Source organism: Streptomyces sp. 3330, assembly GCF_031456635.1.
GTDB lineage: Bacteria > Actinomycetota > Actinomycetes > Streptomycetales > Streptomycetaceae > Streptomyces.
In genome coordinates this window covers 56,513-69,379 of the sequence record NZ_JAVDVA010000026.1, presented here as the reverse complement: position 1 = coordinate 69,379, position 12,867 = coordinate 56,513, and the positions used below count along the sequence as shown (strand labels likewise).

The window sequence follows — 12,867 nt, the reverse complement described above, 5'->3', positions numbered from 1 at the left end:
CAGCGTAACGGCTCCGCCAAGCGGCGGACTCCGGCGAGGCACCGATCGCAAGCGTCCCGCGCTGTGTGGCCCGGCACTCCTCCGGCCCTCCAGCCGCACGAGAGATCTGCCCGGCGCGAGGGCGGCCCAGCGGCAAGACTGGCGGACCGTATCGACCCTCAAGACCTTGTGCGTTTGATCCATCCGGCCGTGATCACCGCACCGACAAACAGGATTCCAGAGAGTGCGGCCCAGGGAATACTTCGAGGCATATCAATCAGGGGGCTGATCATCCAAATCGCACTCGATATCACCAGCCATTTTCCGGCGAGGAGCAAAGCGCGCCTTGTCGGCGAAACAGCCTTCAATTCAGCCCGTCGGTCTTGCTGTCGCGCCGTGTCGAACCTTCCGGTTCTCTCGTCGTAGGCGTGTTGCCACCGCGCAGCTCGGAGAGCCGCCCAGCACAACACGCCCATACCTGCACCGATCAGGGATGCCTGCAGCAGCACCACAGGGTCATCACTACCAGACAAAGTCCAAGCGATCGACGCCGCTAACACAGCACCGAAGATCACGCCGGCCCGCACGGGGTGACGAGCCACTTTCACCTCAAGACGGGAGGGAGGTTGGCCAGATCCGAAGCGGCGGTCGAGCGCCAGCAATACCTTCTGCCAGTCCCGCATGACCAGCCCTCCTTTTGCCATCTTTGGGTCACCGTGCCTGTGTCAACGGGCTGCATTATTCCACCAAAATGTCACAGACCGAGCACGCCCGACTCGTCCCGCTTGGGCTCCGCAGCCTGCTACAGAGGCAAGGCGCGGAGCGCCATGGATCGATCACCACCCCCCGCGGACAAGGTCCCAAAGTTCCCGGTTCGACTGCGCTCGAGCGCCAATCGGACCGACCCACCTAGCCGCGCCAAAGGAGCCCACCGTCAACACGCCCTGTATAGCAGCTGCCTCGGCATAGCCCGCAACGCTCTTGTCTGAATCATCGGACAAGGCATTGTCGATCACCCCGGTGAGCATTGCAGCTCCCACGGCACAAAAGGCAGCGGCGGTAAGGCCAGTGACGAACGCGCATCCTATACCTGCGATAATGCCGGCCACCGGACCTGCGAGCTTCTTGAAGATGCCGAGAGTCTTATCCCAGCCACTCTCTTTCCCGAATTGCTTCTTATAGGTCTTCTGCACATCCTTCATGCAGCCGGTACTCCCCTTTGCCCGACTTATATAGCAGCCAAAGAAGCTTGTAGCAGCCTCCTGGAGTTCCTTGGTTTTCTTGTCGTCTGCCAGTCCCTCGATCCAGGCTTTCGCCTCTCCATTTCCAAGATAGACACTGCCTCGATAGCCGAGGTCCTTTGTCAGCCACTCGACCACCTTCGGGTCCAGCTTGAGGCGTTCCTTCTCCGTGACGGACGTGCCGTTACCGGATTCCAGGATGGATCCGTCACCTACTGACGTTCCCTTGGTGTAGTCAGTCTTGCCCGTTTTTTTGTCATAGCCGACGGCGTCCTGGGTCGCCTTGTCGCAATACTCCAGCGAGTACTGGCAGGAGTTGGGCCGTGAGCCGATCTCGGTTCCCGTCGGATCCCAGAAGGTGACCGGGTTCTGGGATCCGTAGCTGTACCCGTTCAGCGTCTGCGGCGCTTCGAGCTGAAGTACTGGGTCGACACTGAGGAACTGGCCGATGGCCGGGTCGTACTCGCGGGCTCCGATGCGAGTCAAGCCCGTGTCGATATCGCTGGTCTTCCCCAGGAAGCCCTTGTCGTCCGGCCAGGAACCGGAGGCGGTCTTACCTCGGTCTTGACCGAAGGGCGTCGTGTAACGCTTGGTGAAGGTCTGGTTCGTGTCCGGGTTGAGCGCCAGGCTTGAGGTGCCGTGGTGGTCCCCTGTGAGATAGGTGACTTTGTCCGTACCGGATTGGTTGGACCGGACGGCGGCCGTGATGCCGTCGGCCGAGTAGTAGCGCTGGGCCCAGGTCGTGCCGTCGGCTCGCAGGTGGAGTTCGGTGGCGCCGGTGTACAGGACACGTTCACCGTTCTCGGCGGTGCGGATCAGCAGGGTGCCGGAGGCGTCGTATAGGTAGTCGGTCGATGCGTTGTTCTCCGTCAGTCTGGCCAGTCTGCCCTCGTCGGACCAGGCCAGGCTCTGTATGGCCGTGCCTCCAGGGCGGCTGGTGGTATTCCCGGTGGCGTCGTAGGCGTAGGCACGCTCCGGAGCGGCGCAGTCCGTGCCGGTTGTGGTGCCGGTCAGGGTGTGAGGCTGCGCGGGCTTGGTGTAGCAGTACTTCGTCTTGGTGTCGTGGGTGCTCTGGTGCACCGTCTCGCTGGTCCGCTGGCCGGCGTCGTTGTAGTCATAGCTCGTCCAGTACGGTGCCGGACCCGACAGGCTGGTGGCGCTGCGGGTGTCGGCGCAGTTCTGGGAGGCGGGGGTCCAGGCCTCGGTCAGGCGTTGGTGCCCGTCGTAGGCGAAGCACTGGGTGTCCGCCGAACCGGAGCCGCCGAGCGCTGTGGGGTCATTGATCGACGTGACGTTGCCGGTTTGGTCGTAGCTGTAGTTGAGGTCCTGAAGCATGTAGCCGTGGGTCTGGTCCGTGACATGGCTGCGGGCCAAGCGGCCGGTGCCCTCCTCGTAACGGTTGGTGACATAGACACTCTTGTTGTCGCTGCCGCCTGCGCCCAGCGTCAGCTGTTGCGGTTGGGAGAGAGCGGAGTAGGAGACGTCGAGCACACCGCCGATGGTGGCCAGGTCGCCCAGGTCGTTGTAGGTGAAGCCGATCGTCTCCGACTCCAGGCCGCCCATCGCGGGCTCACTGCTGTTCTGCAAGGTGCCGTCGAGGTTGTAGTACGCCTCGGACTTCAGCACGGCCGCCTCGCCCGCCTTCACGAACGGGTCGAAGGCCGGTAGCTCGAGCTGGGTCTCCGTGGCCCGGCCCAAACTGTCGTAGGCGGTGACGGTCTGTGTGTAGGCGTCGCCTGTCTTGCCGCCCACGTAGCGGGTGGCGGAGGTGGGCAAGCCCTTCAGCACCGTGTCGTACGTGTATCCCGTGAGCTGGTTGGCGTCCGTCCTCGTGCCCGCCCAGGTGCCGGTGACCCGGCTCAGCTCGTCGTAACCCACGATGATGGACTTGCCGCGCGCGTCCGTGGTCTTGGTGACCCGGTCCAGGACGTCGTACTCGGTGCTCGTTGCTCCCTTGTCGGGGTCCTTGGCGCTGGTCTGGCGGCCGGAGAGGTCGTAGCCGTACGACCATGTGGCGCCGTCCGGCCCGGTGATCGTCTTCTGCTTGCCGTCCAGGGTGTAGGTGAACTTCGTGGAGGCGTACGAAGCACCAGGACTGGTCCCGAAGGCGGTGTCTGCCGGGCTCGTGCTCTCGTAGGAACGCATCTCCGTCGTCTGCCCGCGTACATCCGTGATCGTGCGCTGGGCTGACCCGCCTTGGAGGGCGGTCGTCGCCACGGAGTCACCCGTGTAGCTGGTGCTGGTGGACCACTTCTCGACACCGAGCACGTAGAGCGTGTTGGTAGTCGGTCGGCCCGCTCCGTCGAACACCGTGGCCGTCTGCTTCGGGGCCTCACCGTACTCGGCACGCGTGTAGGTGCCGTTGGGGGTGCTGGTGGTGTCGAAGATGTCGGCGTACGTCTCGTAGGCCAGGCCCCGGGTGTCATAGCGGGTGTCCGTCAGCAGACGGCCACCCAGTGGCGTCGGCGACTGCGTCTGAAGCGGGCGCAGGAGCGAGTCGTACAGCGTGTAGCTGGTGTTGTAGGTCTTGCCGTCCTTCTTGAGGGTCGAGGTCGATACCCAGGACGGCTTGAGGTTGTCCAGGTGGTAGGCGAAGGTCATGTTGGCCGCGTCTGAGCCTCGGATTCGGTTGGGCAGCCAGACAGCGGTCACCCGCCCCAGAGCGTCATAGGCGCTCTCGGTCTTGCTGTTGTTGCGGTCGTAGGTGCGCAAGGTCAGACCGCGCCGTGCGTCGACGAAGTTGATCGTCTTGAACTGCGCCGGCGCTGCGTCGGTGACGATGGTCCTGGTCAGCGGGCCGGCGTCGGTCGGCGTGTACGCCGTCGTGGTGCTCTTCCCATCCGCGTTCGTCACACTAAGGGGACGTCCCAGGCCGTCGTACGTAGTGGTCGCCGTCGTCTGCCAGCCCGAGGGGAGCCTGTCGCCGTTGAGATCCGACGTCGCGGCGTAGCCGGTGGCGCGGCCGGTCCAGGTCTGCTGGCCCTTGGCCGGCTTCTGCACGGCCGACCAGGTGGTGGCGTTCGCCGTGTCGTAGACGACCGCCGTGTCCGTCAGGACGTCACCCCGGGTGCCCTTGGTCACCGGCATCGTCAAGGCGGTGTCCGCCGTCGCACACGTGTCGGCAACCGTACGGGTACGTGAGACCAGGTTGATCAGGCCGGCCTCGGTGTTGCGGGCATACCAGGTGCGGGTGCAGGTCTCGTCGTCGTTCTTGCCGACCTGGCCTGAGTCCTCGACAGTGACTGGCAAGCCGTAACTGTCGAAGGTGGTGGCGGTTTGCCGCTCACGCCACGTCTGGGATGCCGACAGGTACGTGTAGGCGTGCGTCTTCTGGGTTCGGACGTAGCGGGCTACGTGATCACCGGCATCGGGCGCTGTCTGTCGGGCGGTCTCCTGTGACCAGGGGTCCTTCATGGTTGCCGAAATCGTCGTGGTTCCGTCGTAGGTGACCTGTTCGCGGAGCTGTCCGGCGTACTGATCGCTGTCGGTGAGCGTGGCGGCTCCGAGGGCCGGAGCGCTGAGGGGGGCGACGGAGGCCGTCTTGGTGGTGCCGTCCTTGTTCTTGTCGCCGTGCATGCCCTGCATGTAGAGGGAGACAGTCCTGGAGCGGGTGACGTCCGTCGAACCGGTCCACGCGGTGACCTGGCGGTAGCCGCGCCAGTCCGACCATGTGCGCTCGTCGGCCGGGGCGAACGGGTTGTCGCTGTAGTGCCAGGCCGCACCGCTGTAGGAGTAGGCGTGTTCAACCGTCTCGTTGGCCGCCGCCGGGTCGGAAACGGTCACCGCCAGCACGCGGTACTTGTGGAACCAGTCGATCGAGGCGTTTGCACCACCGTTGATGCGCCAGAACTGCGGATAACACGAACGCGTGTTGGTGTCGGGGGCCGCGCCTGCCACCTCGCTACGTACACACTCCTCGCCCGACAGCGTCACTGTGGTGATCGCCCCCGTCTCCGAGGTGATCGTCGAGATGCGCGCCCGGGTCAGGGGCAGAATGTCGTCCGTGGCATCGACCCGGTTGGGGCGCATCTGGTAGGTGAACGAGGTCGGGTCGAGCCCGATCGCCGTGTCGCCGGCCTTGCCGGTCCGCTTGACAGACTTCAAGGTCAGCATCTGGTCGGAGCTGTCGCCGATGTCCCCACCGTCCAGGTACTGCTGGACCATGTCCCAGGAGTCCACCGGGTCGTAGACGGCCGTGGTGGCGTTGTAGGAATAGGTGTCGATCCCGGTCAGGCGTTTGCGGGAGAAGAAGGACGGGCCGGTTGCCTTGCACTCGGCGTCTCCGCTCGAGCAGATCGCGTCGAACGGAACGTCCGGCCAGTTGTCCGCGGTGTCCTTCGTCAGGCTGGAGCAGTCGGCGGCGGTGCAGCGCTCAGCGTGGGAGAAGGTGACTTTCGCGTCCGCCTTGTCGGTGAACAGTGCCCCGGCCCGCAGACCGTACTCGACGCGCGTCAGGTAGCCGCCACGCGTGTAGGCCGCGTTCGCCGTGGTCGCCTTGTTCTTCTTGTAGAAGTTCGACTCCTTTGTGTACCAGTACGTGGACGCGTTACCGCGAGTGTCCTCGACCAGGTCGAGGTTCCACCGCCACGCCTGCGAGATTGACCGGTCCGCGAAGGTGTCACCGGCCGAGTAGCCCGGCTCGCCCGAGTCATCACCGAACACCGGCACCGTCCAAACGGAGTTGGTGCGCTGTGTATCCGCTCCTGCCAGTTTGTTCAGACCGAACACGTACTTCTTGCCGTCGCCCGTCGTCACGGTCCAGTACTCGCCGTCGTCATCGGCGTTGTCCCCGCCCGTGGAGCGGGTGACCTTGGAGGCGTCGTCGTTCTCCAGACGCCACTGGCCACCCTCGCCGTCCTTGACCAGACGAGTGGACTTGCCGTTCAACACCAGACGGGCATTGTCGTACTTCCAGCAGAGGTCGAAGGCGTCCGCGTGCCCGTCGTCGTCACAGACACCGTACGAGCGCTCGATGTAGGACTCGGTGAGCGTGAAACCCTCACCGACCGCCGAGCCCTGGTTGTTGGTCGCCGCGGTACGGCCGTCCACGCTGCCCGAGTCGTACGACAGCGACAGCGGCGGCACCGGACCCGCTGCAGCCGGCGGCATCGTGAAGTCGTACGACCACGTGAAGGAACCCGCACTGTTCCCCGACTGCCAGGAGGACGACTCCGAGAGTGGGGTGGCGGAGTAGTCTCCAGCGCCCTTGGGCGACTGACCGGAGCCCGTAGCGGTCGCGGTGACGGCCAGCACAGTGGCAGTCGATGTGCTGTCGGCATCCCGCAAGAGCTGCGTGGACCGGCCAACGACAGATTCAGCCAGGTGAACCTTGGCCGAGACCGACTGATGCGCGGAGTCGTTCTGCGACGAAAGCGGTAGCTGTTTACGGCACTCCGGCTTCTGCGGTGCCGTCAGGACGCAGGCTGGCAACTGTACGAGCTTCAGCCGCTGGGACCAGTCACCGCCGATGGCCGAGGCGAAACCGCCGTAGTCAACGGTCACTTCAGCGCTGCCCGCCGTGGCTGCCTCGGCGGTCAGCAGCACGCCGGTGATTCCGGCTTCTCGGGCGGCCTTTTGATCCAGCACAGTGACACGTGCAGTACCGGAGGCGGCATGGCCTCCGGCTTGCGGTAGGAGGGACACGGGCAGACCGTTCGCCTTCGCCACGACCGTCTTCCCGGCCGTCAGGACAATTGTCGCCTCGCCTTCCCCGGGCCACTTCGCCTGTCGTTCCGCCTGTGCCTGTTCGGCCTGGTCAGCGTTGGTCTTCTGCTCCCGGGCAACCTGTTCCCGCGCGTTCTTCGCACCTGGCCCCTTGACTACCTTCACGTCGCTGACACGGGGCTTCGGCACATCAGGGCGGCCGAGTCCCTCCGATCCCGCGACTTCGGCCGCCTGCGCCACAGCCACAGGCACGACAAGTGCCAAAGCCAGCGACTGCAACAGAAGCCGGCCGGCACGATACCGACCACTCCGAGGCCATCTTGAGGTGCCCACGCCAAATGCCATCGCTCTTCGTCCCCCGCCCAGTCCCGTGAGAGATGTACGTCAAGTCGTTCTCAGGCCGTCACGCGACGCCCGTCGATTCCGGGGGAGGGCAGTCGAGAGCCGCCCTCCCCCACTGCCCGTCAGTCGCCGACGCTCTCGTCCAGTTGCTCGCTACTCGCCATGGCGCCGGCCCAGACCCGCGCCTCCCAGACCCGGCCGGGGAGGTAGTGCTTCCAGGCACCGGCGACGAAGCCCCTGCCGATCGTGAAATCGCCGCTGCCGAGCTTGACCGTGAAGGCTTGAGCACTGCCGTTCTGGTTGTGCCCGAGGTAGAGGCTGATCGTCCCGTCCAACGGGTCGTAGATGCCGGTCAACCGCACTGGGCTGTCCAATTCGGCGACATCGTCGGAGGCAACGGCCGAGAAGCTGCCGTCATCATTGAGTCGCCCGAATTGCCACCTACCGACCGGGACGGTCCGCTCTTCCATCGCCCCCTCGTCCCATACAGTCTGTTTGCCGGTCAGCTGGTAGAAGAATCCCCACGCGGACCCGTCCGCGGTGCGCTGCCCCAACACCTGTCCGATGTAGCCGACATCCTTGGCAAGGATCTTCGCGGCATCCAATTGCACCAAGGTCGTCACCGTGAACGATGCGTGCTCGTACACCAAGGGGCCTGCTGTGGTCGCCGCGCCGTCGACCCCGTCGAACACGATGGCGCCGTCCTTCAGCGACGCACCGCCTGTCAGTGCCAGACTCTTGCCGTACCCGGAAGTACTGTCGGGAACAGTCGTGCCACTGCCACGTTCCGCGTTCCAGTCCGCCACCAACTCGACGCCGGCGAATTCCCCGCCGGACACCATCAGCTGGGACTCTTCGGCAATCTCCTGTGCCGTCAAGGCACGCTGCCAGACGGCGACTTCATCGACCGAACCTTGGAAGTAGTAACCGGGGCCTGTGCTGAACTGATGCCGACCGAAGTCCAGTGGCCCGGTCGACGGGTAAGAGCCCTCCACGCTCTGACCCTGGTACTGCCTGCGGCCGTCCACGTAGAGCTGGAGCTTGCCCGTCGCCGGATCGTAGGTAGCGGCCAGGTGCGTCCATACGCCGACCTGCGCCGGATAGGCCGCGAACTGACCCGTGTACAAGTCGGTTGCGCCCGGCTGACGGATAGCAAAGCACCAGGTCTTCTTACTGACGTCGTACTCTAGGAGGAACGGGCTACTGACGCTGTCCTTCGTCGAGAGCACTGCGGCGCTGCGGTCGTCGCGTTCCAGCCGCACCCAAGCGGACAGGGTGTAGGCCGAGCGGGTCTCAAGAACCGGGGCACTCGTCTGTGCGTAGGCAGTGGACCCGTTCAGGGACAATCCCGTATCAGTGATCGGCGTCTCCAGGGGAATCCCCTGAGAGTCACGGGTGATCAGCCCACGGCGTCCCCTGTCATCCCGCGCCGCCCCACCGACCAGCGTGGCGTTGTCCGCACCGTCGGCTGTCGCCGAGTCCAGCGCAGCACCGCTCGCCTCGCCGAAATTCCACCGCCCGACCGGCCCGTCGCCGGCGCTCACCAGGAAATCGACCGCCATCTCCGCGCCGAAGCGGCCGGTGCCGACGTTGTCCTTGGCTCGCACGTACAACGTGGTCAGGCCCGCCTCTTCCGGCGTGACAGCGACCGATGCCGTCAAGCCCGCCTGGTCGGCCGACCAGGCGTCCGCACTGGACAATCTGTACTGGTAGGCGGCGATGTTCGTCTCACCCGACGCAGGCGCGAACGTGAACGTGCCTTTCACGCCCGGTCCGCCCTGCCCCGCACAGGCGTTGGTCGTGCACTCGGTGTACGGGGAACCGAAGGTCACCGTCGGCGCCTTGGGCGCAGTCGGATCGACCTTGAAGTAACAGGGCGTGCTGTAAGCGGAGTTAAGACGGTTGGTGCCGTCCTCGTAGTAGGAAAGGGTCAGCGCTCTCAGTCGGTACAGGACACCCTCCTGCAGCGTCGGCAGGCTCCTCGACTGCTTGACCAGGTTCCCCACATAGCCAGATGTCGGGCCGTCGATGTCAGTGTGGGCGAGCGTCCATGCTGTGCCGTCGTACTTCTCCGTCCGCCAGCGGATCCGGAGATTCGCCCCGACCGAACCGCCCACAGCGGTTCGTGGCTTGCCCTGTACCAGCGGCGTCGGGTCGGACACCACGTTCGGAGAGGCCGAACTGGTCGAGCACACGTAGGAAGAGCCCGTGACCGCGCCGACCTCAGTGGGCGTGGCCGGCAGGCCCACGTACTTCACCGCGATCACGGCGTCGTTCCTGAACCGTTTCCACGCCGAGGCATCGGTTTCGTCATGTGCCCGGACCTCGAGCGTCAGCATGGAGAACTTGCCCGCCGCGAAGTTCTTCACCGTCGGCGTCAGGTTCTCGTTCGTCTCCTCCGCGCTGTCGTTGAACTCGATCGGCGCGTCCGGCAAATCCGGATCGCACAACGAGCCACGACCGGCCGAGACATTGCGGTCCACCATCAGGTCCAGTTCCGCCGGACGCGTCGACCACGTGGTGGAGGAAGAGATGTTGTTCGTACGAACCAGATCCACCCAACGCGGATCACACTGGAACGCCCACGGCTCCGTCACCCGAAATGTGGCGTCCAGGATGTTCTTACCCTTCAGACTGGCTGGCGAGAACTCGAAGTAGAGTCGCTGTACGTACCCAGGACCGCAGTAGTAGCCGTTCCAGGTACCGCACTTACCTACGCCCTTCCCAAGATCGTCGTCGCCGTTGCCCCAGCCGTACGACTCATAACCGTCGCTGCGCAGCAGCGTGCGCTCCGACTCGCCCCACGTGATGGTCGGGTCGATGAACAGCGGGAACGCCGACGCCTTGGATTCGGTGAGCATCTCCGCGTCCGGAACCACCGACAGCGAGTCCTTGGTGACCGCGACATCCATGCGGGCCACGTGGTCGCCCTGTCCAGGCTCCGATCCGGAACCCGAAGGCGCCGTTTCCGAGGGGTCGGCCGACCCCACCTCACCGCTGCCTGGCGGTTCAACCGTCATCAACTGCGTCTGCGTGCCGGAAGGCGAACCCGCCGAGTCCCACATCTGGGCCGGCGGCGCCTTGAACACCGTACGGCCACTGTCGTCCACGGCCGCGAGGTTGCCGGACGCCCCTTCGCGCACGTCCAAGCCCACGGCATTGAGCCCGAACGTGAGCTTTTTCAGCCCCTCGTTCGCCGCTGCTTCGGCCGTTTTGACCACGAACACCGGCTGGAAACTCTCCGGAGTCGTGTTCACCTTCAGGTCCACGCCCGGCAGTACTTCCGCGTACAGAGCACTGGTCCCGTCCAGCTGCGGCGCCGGAAGCGTTCCCGGCCACCGCAGTTCGAGCGACTTCCCCTCGTCCTCCATCCGGGCCAGCGGCGCCTTCGCGCCCCCGCCCGAGAAGGCAATGTCCAGCGCTGCGGCCTTGGGACCCACCAGACCGTCGGAACGCTTCCCCAGCGTCGCATCCGGCGCCTGCCAGCCACCATCCGGCTTCGCCACACGAACCGGAACCACCGACTCCTGCAACGTGAAGGTGAGGCCATCGGGATTCGCATAGACCGTTGTCCGCTCCGAACGCTCCCCCGTCACCTCCACCGGCCGACCCGACTCCTTGGCCTCCGCCGACGCCTGCTGCCCCTCGGACAGCGGGGTGGCCTCCGAGGGAGAAGCAGACGCCTGTGGAACGGGCGTGACCAGAATCGCCAATAGGGCGGCGAAGGCAGCCGTCGCGGCCCCAGATCTCCGCCATCGGACATGCACATGACATCTCGCTGACCGCCTGCTGCCCCGTTTGCCCTGCACTGAGATGCGCCCCCCACAGTCACATGATCCTCAAGTTCTCCACATCCAAAGGCTCTCCATCACCTCCCGTCAAGGCGGCATCACCATGCGCAGCGCCCTTTGTCGTACCGAGAATCTCCTGCGCCACTGGTAAATCCGGCAGGCATGACACGGGGAGACGTCTCAAAATCGAACACCAGAACAGGGCGAGCCTCCCGTTCAGGCCCTCTCTGACGGTGGGCACACCGATTTCCGAACTGGCGACTCCGGGTGTCGATGTCGGCTACGGACACGGTCCGGTGCTCGTCGAACACCGCCTGGCGGGATGCCGGGACCGGCTCCCCGCAAGGCGATGTGGCCCGAAACTGCCACCTTCCCCAGCCGGACCGACTCCCGGCCCGCTCACCGGAAGGGCATCCGGCAAGCCGCCGCTCAGACACGGCGAGCGGAGGCATTCCGGGCGGTGCTTCTACGGCGTTGCAGGTGGGGACGTACTCGTCGTGTCCTGCGGGGTCGCCCCCGCGTCGTCGCCCGAGGTGGCCGCCCAGGTGCCGATGCCCGCCGCGGCCGCCAGCGTCACCGCCGCCACGCTCAGCGTGATCCGCCGCCGCCGGGTGGCGGAACGGTTCCGTGCCGAGCCGGGGCGGGGGGCGCCGGCCGCCCGCGGGACCCGTGCCGTGCCGTGGGCGCCGCCCGCCAGCTCGTCCGGCGCGGGCACCCGCATCGACGTGTGGGTGTCCCGGTTGGAGTCGGGCTTCGCGCCGGGCACCAGCGGCACCGAACCGCGCCGCACCCGTCCGGAGGGAGCCGCGGGCGAGGACGCGGAGGGCGCGGCCTCGGCCGGTTCACCCTCGCCCTCCTCCTGCTCCGGGTCCGGCTCGTCGACGTCCAGCGGCGGCATCCCGGCCAGCGCGGGCAGCTGCTCCCGCAGCCGCGCGGCCAGCTCGGACGCCCGCAGCCGGGACGCCGGGGCCTTCGCCAGACACTGCACGAGGAGCTGCCACAGCTCGTCCGTGATGCCGGGCAGCGGGGCGACGGACTCGGTGACGTGCCGGCGCAGCACCGCGCCGGGGTGGCCGCCGCCGAACGGGGTGAAGCCCGCGAGGAGCTCGTACAGCACGGTCGCCAGGGCGTAGATGTCCACGGAGGCGCGGGGCGGCAGGCCCTCGACGATCTCCGGGGCCAGGTAGTCCGGCGTGCCGATGATCTTCGTGGCGCGGGTCCGTTTGGGGGTGTCGATCAGTTTCGCGACGCCGAAGTCGGTCAGCAGCGCGCGGTGCGAGCCGCCGGGGCCGAGCGGGCCCTGCATGTCGAGCAGGATGTTCTCGGGCTTCACGTCGCGGTGCACGATCCCGGCCGCGTGCGCGGCGGCGAGCCCCTCGGCGATGTCCGCGACGATCGCCACGGCGGCCTCCGGCGCGAGCCGCCGGTCGCGTTCGAGGCGGGTGCGCAGGTCGGTGCCGCGGACGAGGTCCATGACCAGGGCCAGGTCGTTGCCGTCCACCACCAGGTCCCGTACGGACACCACGTGCGGGTGCTCCAGGCCGAGCAGTGCCGTGCGCTCCTGCACGAAGCGGCCCACGAGCTCCTCGTCGGAGGCGAGGTCCTCGCGCAGCAGCTTGACGGCGACGGGTCCGTCCGGTCCCTCGCCCAGCCACACCGTGCCGGCGCTGCCCCGTCCCAGGATCTGGTGGGCGGTGTACCGGCTGCCGATCTTCCGTGCCAAGGCTGCTCCTACAGACGCGTGTTGCCCATCAAAGTACGCGTCCGAGGAGCCAACCTTCACCGCGGAGACGGAAATCACCCGCCAGATGTCGACAAGTACACAAACTCGCGGTCAGGGCCGGAGCCCG

4 protein-coding genes are annotated in these 12,867 nt (G+C 66.2%); all 4 read right to left on the bottom strand.

Annotation, left to right across the window (positions count from 1 at the left end):
- Nucleotides 1-158: 158 nt before the first annotated feature.
- The 4 genes from J2X68_RS32945 to J2X68_RS32930 all read right to left on the bottom strand — a co-directional run bounded on the left by J2X68_RS32945 (nucleotide 159) and on the right by J2X68_RS32930 (nucleotide 12,740).
- Entirely contained in the window at nucleotides 159-662 is a 504-nt protein-coding gene (locus J2X68_RS32945) for a hypothetical protein (protein WP_310436265.1), read from the bottom strand.
- Nucleotides 663-815: 153 nt separating this feature from the next.
- Nucleotides 816-7,229, bottom strand: coding sequence for an RHS repeat-associated core domain-containing protein (locus J2X68_RS32940; RefSeq protein ID WP_310436264.1), 6,414 nt, complete (start codon nucleotides 7,227-7,229; stop codon nucleotides 816-818).
- 119 nt (nucleotides 7,230-7,348) lie between these two features.
- The gene (locus tag J2X68_RS32935) at nucleotides 7,349-10,939 is read right to left on the bottom strand and encodes a LamG domain-containing protein (RefSeq protein WP_310436263.1); all 3,591 of its coding nucleotides are present in this window, start codon (nucleotides 10,937-10,939) and stop codon (nucleotides 7,349-7,351) included.
- Between the two features lie 544 nt (nucleotides 10,940-11,483).
- Nucleotides 11,484-12,740 (bottom strand): serine/threonine-protein kinase, encoded by a 1,257-nt coding sequence (locus tag J2X68_RS32930; protein WP_310436262.1) that lies wholly within the window; start codon nucleotides 12,738-12,740, stop codon nucleotides 11,484-11,486.
- Between the last annotated feature and the right edge of the window lie 127 nt (nucleotides 12,741-12,867).